This window comes from Pedobacter miscanthi (genome assembly GCF_003315595.1).
In the GTDB taxonomy this organism is placed as follows: Bacteria; Bacteroidota; Bacteroidia; order Sphingobacteriales; family Sphingobacteriaceae; genus Pedobacter; species Pedobacter miscanthi.
This window is the reverse complement of record NZ_QNQU01000011.1, coordinates 118693-137104: the sequence shown is the minus strand read 5'-3', so window position 1 is coordinate 137104 and position 18412 is coordinate 118693. Positions and strand designations below refer to the sequence as shown.

The 18412-nt window shown below is 39.0% G+C and carries 16 protein-coding genes; 4 read left to right on the top strand and 12 right to left on the bottom strand.

Annotated elements, in window-relative coordinates:
* Positions 1–162: 162 nt before the first annotated feature.
* Positions 163–1023: an AraC family transcriptional regulator gene (locus DRW42_RS14295; RefSeq protein WP_113949503.1), complete on the bottom strand. Its 861-nt coding sequence runs from the start codon at positions 1021–1023 to the stop codon at positions 163–165.
* Positions 1024–1157: 134 nt separating this feature from the next.
* On the opposite strand from DRW42_RS14295, the gene DRW42_RS14290 reads away from it, so the two are divergent.
* The 3 genes from DRW42_RS14290 (at position 1158) to DRW42_RS14280 (ending at position 6124) form a co-directional block, all read left to right on the top strand.
* Complete coding sequence (locus DRW42_RS14290) at positions 1158–3203, top strand: glycoside hydrolase family 127 protein (RefSeq protein ID WP_113949578.1); 2046 nt, start codon at positions 1158–1160, stop codon at positions 3201–3203.
* 11 nt (positions 3204–3214) lie between these two features.
* Positions 3215–5698, top strand: a complete 2484-nt coding sequence (locus tag DRW42_RS14285; RefSeq protein WP_158544352.1) for a 3-keto-alpha-glucoside-1,2-lyase-like domain-containing protein — start codon at positions 3215–3217, stop codon at positions 5696–5698.
* A gap of 81 nt (positions 5699–5779) precedes the next feature.
* Positions 5780–6124, top strand: coding sequence for a hypothetical protein (locus DRW42_RS14280; protein WP_113949501.1), 345 nt, complete (start codon positions 5780–5782; stop codon positions 6122–6124).
* Positions 6125–6180: 56 nt separating this feature from the next.
* Here DRW42_RS14280 and DRW42_RS14275 read toward each other — a convergent pair whose 3' ends face one another.
* The 9 genes from DRW42_RS14275 to rpmB form a co-directional block, all read right to left on the bottom strand.
* Positions 6181–6672, bottom strand: coding sequence for a hypothetical protein (locus DRW42_RS14275; protein WP_113949500.1), 492 nt, complete (start codon positions 6670–6672; stop codon positions 6181–6183).
* 156 nt (positions 6673–6828) lie between these two features.
* A complete protein-coding gene (locus tag DRW42_RS14270) occupies positions 6829–7335 on the bottom strand; it encodes a hypothetical protein (protein WP_113949499.1) in 507 nt (168 codons plus the stop codon).
* Between the two features lie 331 nt (positions 7336–7666).
* On the bottom strand, positions 7667–8995 hold the full coding sequence (gene rimO / locus DRW42_RS14265) for a 30S ribosomal protein S12 methylthiotransferase RimO (RefSeq protein WP_113949498.1): 1329 nt from the start codon (positions 8993–8995) through the stop codon (positions 7667–7669).
* A gap of 63 nt (positions 8996–9058) precedes the next feature.
* The gene (locus DRW42_RS14260; protein WP_113949497.1) at positions 9059–9433 is read right to left on the bottom strand and encodes a GxxExxY protein; all 375 of its coding nucleotides are present in this window, start codon (positions 9431–9433) and stop codon (positions 9059–9061) included.
* A gap of 68 nt (positions 9434–9501) precedes the next feature.
* Positions 9502–10464: a signal recognition particle-docking protein FtsY gene (ftsY, locus tag DRW42_RS14255; protein WP_113949496.1), complete on the bottom strand. Its 963-nt coding sequence runs from the start codon at positions 10462–10464 to the stop codon at positions 9502–9504.
* Between the two features lie 81 nt (positions 10465–10545).
* Positions 10546–10701, bottom strand: coding sequence for a hypothetical protein (locus DRW42_RS28805; protein WP_158544351.1), 156 nt, complete (start codon positions 10699–10701; stop codon positions 10546–10548).
* A gap of 119 nt (positions 10702–10820) precedes the next feature.
* A complete protein-coding gene (locus tag DRW42_RS14250; protein WP_010599808.1) occupies positions 10821–10976 on the bottom strand; it encodes a DUF4295 domain-containing protein in 156 nt (51 codons plus the stop codon).
* 87 nt (positions 10977–11063) lie between these two features.
* Positions 11064–11246: a 50S ribosomal protein L33 gene (gene rpmG / locus DRW42_RS14245; protein WP_010599807.1), complete on the bottom strand. Its 183-nt coding sequence runs from the start codon at positions 11244–11246 to the stop codon at positions 11064–11066.
* Between the two features lie 44 nt (positions 11247–11290).
* Positions 11291–11524: a 50S ribosomal protein L28 gene (gene rpmB / locus DRW42_RS14240; protein ID WP_025145121.1), complete on the bottom strand. Its 234-nt coding sequence runs from the start codon at positions 11522–11524 to the stop codon at positions 11291–11293.
* 343 nt (positions 11525–11867) lie between these two features.
* Here rpmB and acs point away from each other — a divergent pair, with 343 nt between their 5' ends.
* Complete coding sequence (gene acs, locus DRW42_RS14235; RefSeq protein ID WP_113949495.1) at positions 11868–13763, top strand: acetate--CoA ligase; 1896 nt, start codon at positions 11868–11870, stop codon at positions 13761–13763.
* 70 nt (positions 13764–13833) lie between these two features.
* Here acs and DRW42_RS14230 read toward each other — a convergent pair whose 3' ends face one another.
* A complete protein-coding gene (locus DRW42_RS14230; protein ID WP_113949494.1) occupies positions 13834–15213 on the bottom strand; it encodes a RagB/SusD family nutrient uptake outer membrane protein in 1380 nt (459 codons plus the stop codon).
* A gap of 16 nt (positions 15214–15229) precedes the next feature.
* Positions 15230–18319, bottom strand: coding sequence for a SusC/RagA family TonB-linked outer membrane protein (locus DRW42_RS14225; protein ID WP_113949493.1), 3090 nt, complete (start codon positions 18317–18319; stop codon positions 15230–15232).
* Between the last annotated feature and the right edge of the window lie 93 nt (positions 18320–18412).

The window sequence follows — 18412 nt, the reverse complement described above, 5'->3', positions numbered from 1 at the left end:
CGGAAAATACGGAATTCTCATCGCTAAATTGATATAGATCTCTCCACTCCGCTATGCTTCGGTCGAGATGACGACCGTTTTATTAAGTCATCATCCTGAGCATAGTCGAAGGATCTCCATTTCACTACGTTTCAGTCGAGATGACGACGCAGAATGAAAACCCTAAAACTCATCCGGAAATTTCTTTTTCTGATATTTTAACGGTGACGTATCCGTATGCAGTTTAAACTGGCGGTTAAAATAAGAGATATTTTTATAACCGCTTTCAAAACAGACATCCAGGATACTCAATTTCTTCTGTTGCAATAACCTGCAGGCATAACTGATCCTGAGTTCATTCATGAATTCGGAATGTGTTTTCCGCGTATGTTTTTTAAAATATCGGCAAAAAGCTTCTTCCGAAAGGTTGGCAACTGAGGCAATTTCAGCAAGACTAATATCCCGTTTAAAGTTATCAAGCAGAAAATGATAAACCCTGCTCATCCGTTCTGTATCGCGGTGTATGGCATGCGATTTATAATCATAATGCGATAACAGTTCGTATTCGTTCGATTGGCCAAGTAGGTTGAGTACTGAAATGAGGTTAGCCACCGATTCGGCTTCATCAGCCAGCAACATTTCTTTAATCTTCCGGGTCGCTTTATCCTTGACAGTACCGTTAAAGCAAACACCGTGAAGTGACCGTTCGAACAGACCTTTAATTGCTCTAAACTGTTCCAGGTTGAAAAAACCTTCCCCCAGCATATCCTCGTTAAACTGAATCACAATCTGATGTACCTCTCTATCTGCAGGTAAATGTTTATTGTAAAAAGTATGCGGTAAATTCGGACCAAACAAACACAGGTCGCCCGAAGAAAAGGTATCAATACTATCACCCACATACCTTTTACCACTGCTTTTTAAAACGAGTATGAGTTCATATTCGGGATGAATATGCAGCGGAAAATCATTATACGGAAAGTTTTCTTCTTTCAGTACAAAAAGTTTATCTCCCCTGAGGATGGTTTCGGTAAGTAGTTTCATTTATATCGTATTGATCGGTTATCTGTTAAAAAATCAAATTTGTATTAAAACAGATCAACACAGCGCAATTATTTTACATTAATGGCCTGTATTTTTGACTAAATTACCAATAATTGATCAAACCAGAAATAACGATGAGTTTTCGCCATTTAACTTTAGCAAAGTATTTAACTGTACTATTTATTATTACCTGCCAGTTATGCGCAGCACAAGAACAAACAGCAAAAAATACCGGGCCGATACAGCCAGTGCCACTCGGCGCTGTAAAAATTAATGATGGTTTTTGGTCGCCCAAATTTAAGGTTTGGACTAGTAAAACGATTTATGATGTCTTAGATAAGCTGGAAGGAAAATATGAACCCGATCAGGAAGATATCATTAAAGAAAAAACCGATCGTGGAAGAACCCCTAATGCTTTCCTGAACTTTGATCTTGTTGCACAGGGGAAAAAGGGAATCGGGACGAGTGATGGTCCGCCATGGTATGATGGATTGGTATATGAAACCATCAGGGGCGGGGCCGATCTGCTGGTTTCGTATCCGGATGCCAAACTCGAAAAAAAGCTGGATGCATATATCGATCGCATTGCTGCGGCCCAAAATGCCGATCCCGAGGGATATATCAATACTTATACTACCCTTAACAGGCCAACGCAAAGATGGGGCTTAAACGGCGGCGATGACCGCTGGCAACATGACGTGTATAATGCCGGTATGCTGGCCGAAGCCGGTGTTCATTATTATCAGGCAACCGGAAAAACAAAACTTTTAAGCGTTGCCGTAAAAATGGCCAATTATGTAACCAAGGTAATGGGCGCTGCGCCAAAACTGAATGTTATCCCTGCGCATGCCGGTCCGGAGGAAGCATTTTTTAAGCTTTATCTTTTATTTAAAAGCACGCCAAACTTAAAACAGAAGTTAGGCATCGCCGTACATGAAGATGATTATTATGCCATCGTGAAGTACTGGATCGAAAAACGAGGTGTTTTTGCCGATGCTGACGGATCGAGGGCGAGAATAAGTTTTGGCAGTTACAATCAGGATCATATTCCTGTTTTTGATCAGCAAACCATCGAAGGACATGCGGTGCGCGCCACTTTGCTTGGAACGGGTATTGCTGCCGTAGCCAACTATAGCAAAGATGGAAGGTATATTAACACAGCAAACCATTATTGGAATAACATGATAGGCAAACGCATGTTTATTACCGGTGGCGAAGGAGCTATCGCAAATGATGAGAAATTTGGTGCAGATTATTTTCTGCCAGAATCGGCCTACCTCGAAACCTGTGCATCAATTGGTGCTGCTTTTTTCAGTCAGCAGATGAATGCCATACATGCCGATGGAAAATACATGGACGAATTTGAGCGGGTAATTTATAATAACCTGCTCTCGAGCGTAGCAGCCGATGGACAGCATTATCATTACGAAAATCCGCTGATTTCTAAAGACCGCAGGCGCTGGAACTGGCACAGCTGCCCATGTTGCCCGCCAATGTTCCTTAAAATGATCGGTGTGCTGCCACAGTACATTTATGTGCATGATAAAAGCACTGTATTTGTAAATTTATTTATCGGGAGTGAGGCGAAAGTAGATCTTGAAAATACCAGCGTAAGCTTAAAACAAAGTACTTCCTATCCATGGAAGGGTGATATTAAACTCCATATCAATCCCGAAAAAACCTCCACATTTAGCGTTGCCGTGAGGATTCCGGGCTGGGCTAGGGGCAACGAAAATCCGTTTGATCTTTATCATTCAACTGTTGTTGAAAAAGTGGGTATAAAAGTGAACGGAGAACCGATCGAAGTAAAACCGGTAAATGGTTATGTATCCATCAACCGCAATTGGAAAAAGGGTGATGTTGTTGAGTTAAACCTTCCGGTTGAACCAAGGCTGGTAACACCAAATAACCTGGTAAAAACAATCAGCGGTAAAACGGCAATCGCGGCTGGTCCGGTTGTTTACGCCATAGAAGGAGTAGACAATTCGGTGATCGATGCGGTGCGCTTAAATAACAATCAGACATTAACACCCCAATATACATCAGCTATTGCCAATGGTGTTAATGTAATCGCTGTGAAAGCGAACAATGGTTCTGCGTCAGTAAATTTTACGGCTATCCCATTTTATGCCATCGGTAACCGTGGTGTATATCCTTATAAAGTTTGGTTAGATCAGTAATGATGGATAAAATGTTTAAAATATTAAGTTTTTCGTTTGTAGGGGTAATGCTTATTCCATGCGCTTTATATGCCCAAAATGCGGTGATCAAAATCAATGCAGATAAGGTTGAAAATAAGATTAGTCCTCTTATTTACGGTTCCAACATCGAAGATGTAAACCACGAAATTTATGGTGGTTTTTACGATCAGCGGATTTTCGGCGAAAGTTTTGAAGAACCCAGTACAGGTGTTAATTTTAATCAATGGAGGAGGTTTTCGGGCTTTTGGACAGGCAATAATGGCGTTGTTGCTATAAAACCGGGTAGGAATACCAAAAGTGAAGTAAAAATGAACGGCATCCACCATATCAACGTAGAGCCCGATCATAGTGCGAAGCTGATTTATGAACCTCAAAATATTGCTGATGGTGCTGTTGAAGCCGAAATGAGGTTTACCCATAAAGGCGACGGCGGCGGACTGATTTTCCGCGTTTCGGATGAAGGTGTGGGCGATGATGCGTTTAACGGGTATGAGGTGAGTTTGAGCGCAGGTGGGAAAAAAATAGCATTGGGCAAACACCTTCAAAATTTCCGTTTGTTAAAAGAAGCATCGATTGATTTTTTACCACAAAACTGGAACAAACTGAGACTGATATTGAAAGGCAGACGGATTGAGATCTTTTTCAATACAAAACATGTGCTTTCATTCACGGATAATGATCAGCCAATTTTATCTGGAAGGATTGGTTTACGTACCTGGAAATCGGATTTGGAATTCCGGAATATCAGCATTTCAGATCAGGATAAAACCGAACAGATTAAACTACTTAATGCGCCGAACGAACAGGTGAGTTACAATTGGGACCTGATTAAAAGTGGAAATGCAAAAGCAACATTCGAAATTGATTCTGCTTCGGCATACAATGGAAAAAAATCGCAGGTGATTAATTTTATCGGCGGGAAAGGTAAAATTGGTGTAGCCAACCGGAGTTTAAACCGCTGGGGAATTGCCGTTAAAAAGAACCAGTTGTTTCAGGGCAGGATTTACCTTAAAGGCACAATTGAAGGAGCGGTTTCGATCGCTTTAGAGAGTAAAGATGGTACAAAAACCTATGCAAAACATCAGATAAATGCGGTAGGAAAAGATTGGAAGAAATTTGTTTACAACCTTAATTCAAATGCAACTGATGCAAACGCACGTTTGGCTGTTTATCTAACTTCAAAAGGAAAATTATGGATTGACCAGGTGGTACTAATGGTTACAGGAACAGATCAGTTTAAAGGATTGCCGATCCGTGCCGATATTGGTAAAATGCTGGTTTTGCAAGGCCTAACTTTTCTCCGCTACGCAGGTACCATGGTAAATGCGCCCGATTATAAATTTAAAAACATGATCGGCGATCCTGATAAGCGGCCACCATACCGGGGTCATTGGAATTGGTACACCTCCAACGGATTTGGAATTGAAGAGTTTTTAAAATTTTGCGAACAAACCAAAATAACACCCTGTTTTGCTGTTAATATTTACGAAACACCTGATGATATGGCCGATATGGTAGAATACCTTAACGGAGATAAAAATTCTACCTGGGGTGCAAAAAGGGCTGAAAACGGGCATCCTGAACCTTATCATGTCAAATACATCGAAATTGGCAACGAAGAAGTCATATTTAACGGAGATAGCAAGGCCGCTTACGAAGAATATGTAAAACGCTTTAAAATCCTGGCTGATGCGATGCGAAAAAAAGATGCTTCATTAAAACTTGTACAGGCAGCCTGGTGGCGCCCGGATTCTCCGAATATGGAATATGTTTTTAAGGAATTAAATGGTAAAGCCGATTATTGGGATCTCCACGTTGGTGGCGACGATCCATCAGCAGGTACCGAAACTGATAAACAATTGACTGATATGCTGGGTCGTTTTAGAAAATGGGATCCCAATACCAAAATGAAAATTGCCGTATTCGAAGAAAATGGCAGTAAACACGGCATTCAGCGCGCACTTGGCCATGCCACCAATATGAACGCTATACGCAAGCATAGTGAGGATGTGTTAACCTCTAGTCCTGCAAATGCCTTACAGCCCGACGGGCAAAATGATAACGACTGGGATCAGGGGCAGATCTTTTTTACTTCAGATCAGGTTTGGGGTATGCCACCCTTTTACGCGCAGAAAATGCAGGCCGAAAATCATCTGCCTTTAAGGGTGAACACAGTTGTTAATGGTAATTTGGATGTTAGTGCAGCGAGAAGCGAAGATGAAAAAGAATTAGTACTATATGTAATAAATACAGGCGCTGAAACGATAGATGCCAGATTAGAAATTACAGGCTTTGAAAACAGAAAACCAGAAGTAAATATTGCAGCATTATCAGGTAATTTACAGGCCTGTAATACAGCAAAAAAGCAAAAAGAATATAGTACCAGATACTCGAAAGAGCTAATACCTGAAAATAATCCTGTATATCGTTTTCAGCCATTTTCGTATACCATTTTACGATTTACAAAAAATTAAAGTTGTATAATTATTTATCTGTTTTGAATTGAAAACAAATTGCATTACCAGGTGTTATGCTATAAATAAAATATAGCTGTCATGAAAAAGAAATTAGTAATGGGTTTATTAACGCTGGCCTTGTTTGGCGGTGCTGCCCTAAGTGTAAATGCTCAGGAGAAAAAGAAAACCGAAGTTGGTAAAGCATTAGATCATACCGGTAAAGCTATCGGAAAAGGTGCAAAATCGGTAGGTAATAAAACTGCAGAAGTTGCTGTGAAAGGAAGTTCGAAAGTTGCTGATAAAACCTGGAAAGGTAAAATGGCACCTGATGGAACAGATGTTTACATTAATGCAAAAAATGAGAAATATTATGTAAACTCAAAAGGCGCCAAAATCTGGTTAAAACCTAGTCAGATTAAAGACAGGCCAGAACCTAAGAAATAATAATAGAAAAGTCCCGATAATTGCATCGGGACTTTTTTATGTAATATTAATCGCCACTATATTTTTAACCTATAAATGCTATCCATGTAGGAATTGGTTCCGGTTGGAGCTTCTTTTGTAGCTTCAGTTTTGTCAATCAATAGTTTTTCAATTCGATTGTTGTTTACTTTCAAATTAAGCTCGTAAAGTTTATCATCACCTAATTTAAGATAAAAACTGTTATCGATACTTTTAGATAAATAAGATATTTCCCCGGAAGTGAGCTGATAATAATCAATTTTCTGGTTGTTGTTATAGCTAAAAGGCTTACGGATTTCGAAGCTAATTTGTTTAATCACGTTATTGGCATCTTTCGAATACAGCTGTATCTTGTTTTTGTCGAAATAACCGGTAGTGTTCGGGTTGAGTAAATCCACATCTGTACTATTTTTAATTACGAGTGCTAATGGTTCGGTTGTAATCGGTGAACAGGCACACAAGCGCTCTGTTTTTTTACAACCTAAATTGGCGATGAAAATCACCACGAGAACAATTAAAATTTTTTTCATAAGGATTAATATCTGGTTTTTTAATCTTAAACGGGTAAAGAGCAGTAATTGCTACAGTTGAAAACAGATGACTTAGAATTCAGCAGATGGTTTCAGTCTAAAGAATAATATGCTTAAAGCACGATGGGGAAGGAGTTAAAAATCACCAAATTTTGGTTATTGTATTTTTAACCTGTAAATACCTTCGAGATACATATTGCTTCCTGCCTGAGTTTCTTTCGGGACTTCAGCTTTATCGATCAATAATTTTTCAACCATATTCTTATTTATCTTCATGTTTATTTCAAAGAGCTTATTATCGCCCAATTTAAGATAAAAAGTATTGTCGATACTTTTAGATAAGGTAGGTAACTGGTAAGACGTGAGCTGATAATAATCCAGTTTCTGATTATTGCTATAACTAAAAGGTGGGCGGATTTCAAAAGTGATCTGCTTAATTTCGTTGTTCGCATCTTTCGAATACAGCTGTATCTGGTTTTTATCGAAATAACCCGTTGTTTTCGGATTAAGCAAATCCACATCGGTACTATTCTTAATTACCAAAACTAAAGGCGGCCCACTGAGTACAGAACAGGCACAAAGGCCTTCTCCACCTACATTGGCTTTTTTACAACCCAGATTGGCGATAAAAATCACCATGAGCACAATTAAAATTTTTTTCATACGAATAAGTTTTGGTTACAGTGGTTGAAGCCGTTATAACGAATTACAAAAGCTTTATATCTGGTTTCAATCTTAAACGGATAAAGCGCTGTGTTCGCTACAGTTAGAAAAGAAATAACTTAGGTTTAATGATAGACTTTTAGGGAAGGACGGTCTTACTGAAATGTCACGAATATTTGGGAGAGAAATCTAAATCAAAAACATTGTAGAGATAGATCTCTCGACTGTGCTCGAGATTATGGGCGAGAATAAAAAGCGTTAATGACGGGTATTTGTGAAACAAAAAAGCCCGGAAACATTATTTCCGGGCTTTAATATTTTTTATGGTTTTTTAAACAATTGTTCCGTACAGGTCGAAATCTTCTGCCCGGTCTATTTTTACCTGGACAAAACTTCCGTTTGCAGCATAACCTGTCGCAGCATCAATCAAAACTTCGTTATCTACCTCTGGTGAGTCGAATTCGGTTCTTCCAACAAAGAAATCGCCTTCTTTTTTATCAACCAGTACTTTAAAAGTTTTACCTACTTTTTCCTGATTGATATCGAATGAAATACCCTGCTGAATTTCCATAATATCATCCACCCGTTGTTGTTTTACTTCATCCGGGATATCATCAACCAAAGTATGTGCATGGGTTTTTTCTTCGTGCGAATAGGTAAAGCAGCCCAAACGGTCAAATTTGGTTTCAGCAACCCACTCTTTCATTTCTTCAAAATCATATTCTGTTTCGCCAGGATATCCGCAGATTAAAGTGGTGCGCATGGCGATGTTAGGCACTTTATCGCGGATCTGGTTTACCAGATCGATTGTTTTTTGCTTAGTGGTACCACGGCGCATTGATTTTAGCATGTTATCGGTAATGTGCTGTAGTGGCATATCCAGATACTTGCAAATGTTATCGCGTTCGTTCATGGCATCTAAAATCTCCATCGGGAAACCAGAAGGGTAAGCATATTGTAAACGGATCCATTCGATACCCGGTACATCAGATAAGCGGCGCATCAGCTCATCTAACTTACGTACACCATAAAGATCCAAACCATAGTAAGTCAGGTCCTGTGCAATTAAAATCAGTTCTTTTGTGCCGTTTTTAGCCAAAATTTTTGCTTCGTTAACCAATTCTTCCATCGGTTTACTCATGTGCTTGCCCCGCATTAACGGGATGGCGCAGAAAGAGCAGGGGCGGTTACAGCCTTCTGCAATTTTAAAATAAGCAAAATGAGAAGGAGTGGTAAGCAAACGCTCGCCGATAAGTTCGTGTTTGTAATTGGCACCCAGCTCATGCAAAATATTCTGTAAATCGTTTGTACCGAAAAAAGCATCAACGTTGGTGATTTCCGATTCCAGTTCTGGTTTGTAGCGTTCGGATAAACAACCTGTAACCACTACTTTGCCAATTTTACCGGCTTCTTTAAGTTCGCTGAACTGAAGGATGGTATCAATCGATTCCTGTTTAGCATTGTCGATAAAACCGCAGGTATTGATTACTACAATATCATCTTTGCCCATTTTGTCAGATTCGTGCACAACATTTAAATTGTTGCCACGCAACTGGCCCATCAATACTTCCGAATCGTATATGTTTTTTGAACAACCTAATGTAATGACATTGATCTTAGGTTGTTTGATTGTAGTTTTTTTTATTGTTTTGGTATTCATGTTATGTGTGATAGCACCGATATAAAATGATTACACCGATTTAGGTGAGTACCGATGATATATTTAGACGGACAGTCGTTTTACTTCGCAGCTTGTGTTGCCAAAGTTAATCAATAATCCTGTTTTAATTTTGCTTGCTTTTAAGTATGATATAAGTTGACTTTGAAATAACTTAGGTTGGTAGCCTGTTACTGATTTTAATTCTACTATTACTTTATTTTCGACAAAAAGATCACACCTGAATTTTCCTATAATTACATTCTCAAATGTGACATTAAACTCTTTTTCAGCCAGGTAACTTAAACCTGCTTGTTGAAGTTTAATTTTTAGAGCGTTCACATAGATTTTCTCTAAAAAACCCGGACCTAGCTGATTGTGAACTTGATAACAACAGCCTATTATGGTTTGCGTAAGTGTATCTTTTTCATACTCGATCATATATAAATTTATATAAAATCTGTGTAATCCTCAAATCGGTGGAATCAACCACGAAGTGAACCTTGAATCTACTTAAATAAACTATTCACAAACTCTTTTTTGTCAAAAAGCTGTAAATCGCCTATTTTTTCACCTACACCGATATATTTAACCGGAATCCTGAACTGGTCTGAAATACCGATTACTACGCCGCCTTTTGCTGTTCCATCTAATTTGGTAACGGCCAATGCATTTACATCCGTAGCTTCTGTAAACTGTTTACATTGTTCAAAAGCATTCTGCCCGGTTGAGGCATCCAGTACTAATAAAATTTCGTGCGGAGCGCCAGGAACAACCTTTTGCATCACCTGTTTAATTTTACCCAGCTCGTTCATCAGGCCGATTTTGTTGTGCAAACGTCCGGCCGTATCGATAATTACTACATCTTCACCATTGGCTACGGCCGATTGTAAGGTATCAAAAGCAACTGAAGCAGGATCGGAGCCCATGGCCTGCGCCACAACTCTAACGCCTACACGTTCGCCCCAAAGTTTAATCTGGTCAACAGCGGCGGCCCTGAAAGTATCGGCAGCACCTAAAACAACTTTAAGACCTGATTCTTTCAGTTTATGCGCCAGTTTTCCGATAGTAGTGGTTTTACCCACACCGTTTACGCCAACCACCATAATTACGTAAGGTTTATGGTCGCCATATTCGAACTGACGAAAATCATTACTGTTATTTTCTGATAACAACAACTGGATTTCATCGCGGAGAATAAAGTTAAGTTCAGAGGTGTTAAGGTATTTATCTTTTGCAACTCGCTCTTCGATGCGCTTGATGATTTTTAAGGTAGTACTTACGCCTACATCAGAAGTAACCAAAACCTCTTCGAGGTTATCAAGTACCTCATCATCAACAGAGGATTTTCCTGCTACAGCCTTGGTAATTTTACTGAAAAAACCATCTTTGGTTTTCTCTAAACCTTTATCCAATGCTTCCTGGGCTTCAGGGGCAGTTTCTTTCTTTTTGAAAAAATCGAATAAACCCATTAGTTATTTTTATGTTTTTTAAAAAAATCGGTAGGTGTTTAAAAGCTACAATTGGGTGAATGTATTAAATGCCCAGTAAGTTTATTGAGAAATTTCTGAGGATCTTTCTTGAGCAATATTTTGTTCCGTCTGAACTAAAATAATGACTTCAACTTCTTTGTTTTTTACATCAAATCCTTCGGGAACAGAAATAGTTCCATTTTCAGAAACCTTTGTCTTAAACTTGTACGCTTCCATGGTTATGCTTTTAATCAAAGATAATCAATTATTTCCTACCGTAAATTTCACTAACAAAAAAAGCCCTTCCGGATAAAACGGAACGGCCTTTAATATTTTTATATTAAAAAATATTAACCTTATTTAGATGCGATAGCATCTTTTACGTGGTCGTTATGTACGATAAGTTCTTTGAATGAGTAAGCACCGGTTTTAGGTGATTTTACCATTGTGATAACTTTCGAATATTCTTTACCTGTACCTGTTTTAAGGGTTGCAACTACTTTCTTTGCCATGTTCTTATAAAATTTAATGATTGAATGATAGATGGATAGAATGGGGGGAATGTATACCCTAAGCCTTCTACCTTTACACCATCAATCTTATTTAATCTCTTTATGTACGGTTACTTTTCTCAATACCGGATTGAATTTTTTCAATTCTAATCTCTCAGTAGTGTTTTTACGGTTTTTGGTAGAAATATATCTAGACATACCTGGCATGCCACTTTCTTTATGTTCGGTACATTCTAAAATAACCTGAACTCTGTTACCTTTTTTTGCCATTTTATTATAAATTGAAAACTGTTAATCTCAACAGTTAATGTTTTTTACAAAAATCCTTTTTTTACGAAACGGTTAATAGCTTCGCTGATACCCACTTTGTTAATGGTTTTGATCGCTGAAGTAGAAACTTTCAACGTAATCCAACGGTTTTCTTCAGGGATATAAAATTTCTGAAGTTGTAGGTTCGGGTAAAATTTGCGTTTGGTTTTAACGTTTGAGTGAGAAACGTTGTTACCTACCATTGCTTTTTTTCCTGTTAAATCACAAACTCTTGACATGACTTGTAAATATAGTTGTTAATATCGTCCGCTTAATTTTTTTAAGAGTGTGCAAATATCTGAATAATAATTGTAAAAGACAATAGCGTAGCTAATTATTTTTATAATTTCCATTTAAAGGCTGTGCAGGTTTCGAGAATGTTTGTTCCTGTTCAATATTTAAATTCAACTGCAACGAATATGATTCCATTAATATTTACAAGGAACGATAAATTAAATCCACCACATATAAAAAAAAATTCTGATCAAACGTTTGATATTTATTTTGATACGATTAGACTATTTCTCCTAATTATTATTTATTTAAATTAGCCGGAACTAATCCAACATATAAAACAGAGCAATGCAGATTACATCTTTTAAGCAGTACGAAGAAGATTATAAAAAAAGCGTAGAAAACCCCGAACAGTTCTGGGGCGAAGTGGCACAGAATTTTCAGTGGCGTAAACCCTGGTTTAAGGTTTTATCGTGGAATTTTAATGAACCCAATATCAAATGGTTTGAAGGCGCTAAACTTAATATTACCGAAAATTGTTTAGACCGTCATCTTGCAACTAATGGGGATAAACCGGCCATTATCTGGGAACCTAACAACCCTGAAGAAGAAAGTGTAACCTATACTTATAAGATGTTGCACGAGCGTGTTTGCCGTTTTGCCAATGTGCTAAAACGCAATGGCGCTAAAAAAGGCGACCGCATCTGTATTTATATGCCCATGGTGCCCGAGCTGGCCATTGCGGTTTTAGCATGTGCCCGGATTGGTGCGGTGCATTCGGTTATTTTTGGTGGATTTTCAGCAAAATCAATCGCCGACCGCATTAACGATTCGCAATGTAAAGTGGTAATTACGGCCGATGGTTCGTATCGTGGCAATAAACAGATCCCTTTAAAAGATGTAATCGATGATGCACTGATTGGTTGCCCGACAGTTGAAAAATGTATCGTATTAACCCATATCCGTACGCCTGTTTCGATGCTGAAAGGCCGCGATGTGTGGTGGGAGGATGAAGTAAAACACGTAAACGATATCTGCGAAGCCGAAGAAATGGATGCCGAAGATATGCTTTTCATTCTGTATACCTCAGGCTCTACCGGAAAACCAAAAGGGGTAGTACATACCTGTGGGGGATATATGGTTTACGCAGGTTATACATTCTCAAATGTGTTTAATTACCAACCGGGTGAAGTTTATTTCTGTACGGCCGATATCGGATGGATTACCGGTCACTCATATATCGTTTACGGACCGCTTTCGCAGGGGGCAACTTCTGTCCTGTTCGAGGGGATCCCAACTTATCCAACGCCATCACGTTTTTGGGATATTGTAGAAAAACACAAAGTAAACACACTTTATACTGCTCCAACGGCCATCCGCTCGTTAATGAGTTATGGCGATGAGCCATTAAACGGAAAAGACCTGAGCACCATCCGCGTTTTAGGTTCGGTAGGAGAGCCGATTAACGAAGAAGCATGGCATTGGTTCGATGAGAAAATCGGTCATGGTAAAGCGCCTATTGTTGATACCTGGTGGCAAACGGAAACCGGAGGAATCATGATTTCGCCTATTGCTACGGTAACGCCAACCAAACCTAGTTTTGCAACCCTGCCTCTGCCGGGTATACAGCCGATTTTGGTGGATGAAAACGGCAATGAAATTGAAGGAAACGGTGTAATGGGTAACCTTTGCATCAAATTCCCTTGGCCAGGCATGTTGCGCACCACGTATGGCGACCACGAACGTTGCAAACAAACTTATTTCTCTACTTACGAAAACCTATACTTTACCGGCGATGGCTGTTTACGTGATGAAGATGGTTATTACAGAATTACCGGTCGTGTAGATGATGTTTTAAACGTTTCGGGGCACAGGATTGGTACCGCCGAGGTAGAAAATGCGATTAATATGCATGCTGGCGTGGTAGAAAGTGCCGTAGTGGGTTATCCGCATGATGTAAAAGGGCAGGGGATTTATGCTTTCGTAATTTACCCTGATATGCATGGTGAAGCAGAATTATCAAAAAAAGATATTCTGCAAACCGTTACGCGTGTAATCGGTGCCATTGCAAAACCTGATAAAATATTGTTTGTTTCCGGATTGCCGAAAACCCGTTCGGGTAAAATTATGCGCCGGATTTTGCGCAAGATTGCCGAAGGCGATACGAGTAATTTAGGCGATACATCTACATTGCTTGATCCAGGCGTGGTAGAAGAAATTATCGAAGCCGCGAAGAAACTTTAGTATATTATTTTATAAGCAAAGAAGGCCTCCTGATATGATCGGGAGGCCTTCTTGTTTATCGGACAATATGTTAGTAGCCCGGATTTTGAATCAACTTTGTATTGGCGTCAATTTCTCTTTGTGGTATTGGAAAAATTAATTTAGTTGAGTTCCATGGCAAACTACCAATATTGGTTTGGGTCCTTTTCGCATCGTGCAGCGAAAATCCTTCAAAAGCAAACTCAAGTTTTCTTTCATTAAGGATATCTGTCAGTGTAGCCGTTGTTGTGGTTAAACCGGCCCTGCTTCTCACAGTTGCCAAATCTTGTAAAGGAGTTACACCACCAATAGGGGCAGCAGGTGTTAAACGTACATTACTTTCTGCCCGGATTAAATACATTTCTGCCAATCTGATAACCGGAACATTACCGTACTGATTACCGAATTTAGCAGTGAAAATATCATCATCATCGTAAAAAGCATTAATTCTGTCATCATCTGCAGCATAAGTTGCATCAATCCAATCTTGCGAAATTACGGCATCCCCACGTCCACCAAAAGTTGATGAACCATAAAACTCGTTAAATCCATTAAATCCGGTAAGCGTTGTTACCTGCATGGCAAAAACATCTTCCGTGGTATTGTCTCCGGGTTTTGCTGGTTTACCACTTTCCGGCATTTTTGGAAAAGCATCAAGGTAATTGCTGGTTAAATGATAATTTCCTGATGTAATTACACGGTTTGCAGCATTAGCTGCAGCAGCGTAATTACCCATTTGTAAATATAATCTGGCCAGCATAGCAGCCGCAGCCGATTTGGTTGCAAAAAAACCATTAGTTGCGGGAAGTTTAGCTTCGGCGTCTGTTAAATCGGTTATAGCCTGGTTGTAGACAGCGGTAACGGTAGCCCTACTTACATAGTTCGCCTCGCTGATGAGATTGGTTGGTGTTAATACAATTGGTACTCCCAGATTTGTAGTTGGCGAACCATCATTATAGGCTTTCCCGAATAATCTAACCAATTCGAAATACGCAGCACCCCTAATAAATTTAGCTTCTCCCTCAACTCTATTTTTTTTAGTTGGTTCTAATTTATCAAGTGCAGCAATTACGTTATTGGCGTCATTAATTGCGGTATAACCTGCTGCCCAAACATTATCAACAAAAACATTTGTTTTCAATAGCGATTTATTAATGGTTTGCGTTAATTCCTCATATGTGCCAAACCATTCTACCGCATCCGTATTAGCTAAAAAATCAGCCATCAGAAATGGACGCCCACCAAAAAAATTACGGCTGCCAAGATCTGAATATGCCCCCACTAATGCTCCCTCTACATCTTTTGAGGTAAGCAATGCATTTTTTTGTTCTATGGTATCAACAGGATTTATATCCAGTGCTTTCTTACAAGATGATAAGATCATCAGTAATATGAAGGCAAATATGATATTATTTATATATGTCTTTTTCATTTTGATTCTTGTTTAATTATAGGCCAATGTTTATACCAAATGAAATTACACGTGGCTGAGGTGCAGAATAAAAGTCGACGCCCTGATTGATGTTGGTTGATTGATAATCAGCATTAACCTCAGGATCCCAGCCGTTATAACCGGTTATAGTGGCTAAATTCTGAGCGGTAGCATATAATCTTAATTTGCTCAGTTTAATTTTCGTTAATATCGAAGCTGGAAAGGTATAACCAAGGGTTAATGTTTTCAAACGAAGGTATGAACCATCAGACAGGTATCTGGTAGAGTTACCGATACCGTTTCCAGCAAACAGTCGCGGTTCGGGTACGTTGGTAATATCACCTGGTTTATCCCAATAGTCCATCTGATCTGCTGTTTGATTATCGTAGCCATTTGAGGCATTGGCACTCATATACTGGCCACCCGAATTGAAAATCTTATTACCCTTTACGCCCTGAAAAAATATTCCCAAATCGAAATTTTTGAATGAAAATGTATTGTTTATCCCGAAAGTATATTTAGGGTTAGGGTTACCGGCAAATATTCTTTGTGCCTTATTGATATCCGTTGTGGTCGATCTGTCGATATTGCCTGAACCATCAGCTGTGTTTAGGTAATATAAAGCATCTCCATTGGCCGGATTTACCCCAGCATACTCAGGAAGATAAAATACGCCTATTGGTTGACCTGAAATCGCAGCGTTTATTTCGTTACTGTTTAAAACCTGTCCCCCTAAATTAGTGATTTTATTATTGTTGATCGCCCCTGTTATAGCTGTTGACCATTTAAATTCGCCTACGAAATTTTCGGTATTAATGCCTAACTCGAACCCCGTATTTTTTAATGAACCTAAATTTTGGGTTTTGGTAGAAAAGCCCGTAGTTTGGGGAATCGGAACATCTAATAACAGATCACTGGTGTTTTTTTGATAGAAATCAAAAACTCCTGTAATCCTGTTTTTGAAAATACCGAAGTCGAAACCAATATCCAGTTGTTTGGTTTTTTCCCAGGTTAAATCTGGGTTCGCAATCCTCGAAGGTGTTTGGCCTGGCAGACCACCATAAGCGCCTGTTCCGCTATATAAACCGCGTGCAGAATAGTTTCCGATTTCGGCATTACCTGTTAAACCATAACTTGCCCTTAGCTTTAATAAACTGATGGTTTCACTTTGTTTTAAGAAATCTTCTTCAGATGCAATCCAGGCCAATGACCCTGCCGGAAAATATCCATATCTATTGTTCGCTCCAAAACGTGATGAACCATCAGCCCTTACACTAAAGCCTACTAAATAACGGTCGTTATATTTGTAATTGGTCCTAAAAAAGTAAGATAAAAAGCTAAATGCGCCTTCGTTACTCGTAGCAATAACTTTTGTTGCCGCAGATCCTAATTTGATATAGGAATCACTTGGAAAATCCTGACCTTCTAAAGTACTATATCTCGTCGTCGATTTTTGATAACTTGTACCTAAAACAAAATCGAAGGTACTTTTTCCAGCGGTTGTGTTGTAACTGAAAAAATTATTGGTATTGGTGTTGATTACGAAAGTAGAGATATTCTGTCCGTCTCCATTTGATGTACCTGTATTTCTGAAAGTTAATGAGCCGTAGTAACTTTCCTCATTTTGATTTAAATTATCAATTGAAAAGTCTGTGCTAAATTTTAACCCTTTAGCAAGGTTAATATTAGCAAAAGCCTTACCAATTGTTCTGTACACTATTGCCTTGTAGAATGCATTATCGGTACTTATAAACGGGTTATAATAAACAGGGTAATTGGAAGCTGCACCAGGTAAAGTTCCACTCACCAAACCTGATCTTGGATCAATAAAAGGTGTAATTGGTGATAAGGCTACAGATTGTAATGGGCTGGAAAAAGCATTATCGTTTGATAATCTGTTGTTAATGCTGTTTGAAAAATTAAGGTTAATACCGACTTCTAAAAAATCAGTCACTTTATTGGTCAGGTTTAGCCTGCCACTATATCGTTTATAGCTGTTCCCGATTATAATTCCCTGCTGATCTAATGCCTGGCCACCCATGTAAAATTTGGTCTTTTCATTTCCACCGGTCAGGTTAAGATCGTACTGTTGTGTAACAGGATTATCCTGAAATGAAGCGGCCTCCCAGTTAGAATTTACTTTATAAGTTTGATAATCATTATTGCCAGCCGAGTATCGGTTCAAGCGTGCCTCAACACTGGCACTATAATCATCAAGTGCTTCCTGTAAAGTAGCATAATCGCCATTAAGGAAATCTTGATTAGCCGCTCCCTGTCCTGCTCTCCTTAATATTTTAACATATTGTTCTGCATTTAAAAATTCACGGTGATTGGAAGGCGTACTTACTCCGCCTAAAGCATTAAATTGAATAAGCGTTTTTCCTGCTTTACCTTGTTTGGTTGTAATTAACACAACACCATTTGAAGCCCTTGCACCATAAATTGCCGATGCTGATGCATCTTTTAAAACTTCGATAGATTCAATATCATTTGTATTCAAATCTGCTAAGGCACTTGTTGGCGCTGTAGTACTTGAAAAGTCGCCAGAAGTAATAGGAATTCCATCTACTATATAAAGAGGTTCACTACCAGCCGTAACCGATGCTGCTCCCCGTACCCTTACTGTAATCCCCTGGCCTAATTTTCCGTTTTGAGCTGCAATCTGTACACCAGCTGCTTTACCTTGCAAAGCCTGTTCAAAACTCGTTACCGGTAGGTTTTCAAGATCTTTAGATTTTACTGATGCTACAGATCCCGTTACATCGCGTTTGTTCTGCGTACCATAACCCACCACAATTACATCAGATAAGGTGGTGTTTTCTTCATTCAGGCTAACGTTAATGGTTTGTCCTGTAATGGGTAATTCTTTGCTTTTATAACCAATAAAGCTGAATACAATTATTTTTGCGTCATCAGCAACGGTTAATTTAAACGCTCCTGTAGCGTCGCTCTGTGTGCCGGTAGACGGCGAGCCTTTTACAAAAACGCTGACGCCCGGAATTGGTCCTGAGGCCGACGTTACTTTCCCGGTAATTACTTTGCCCTGCGCGAAAGCAAACGAAATTAAACCGAGAAAGAAAATCATACTTAATAGTAGTTTTTTCATCAAAGTTTTTAGTTTAGTTAATAATGTTTAGTTTTTGTAGATACGTTACTATTAAGTTAATCAAAAATATATTCAAAACCCCGCGATGTAAAG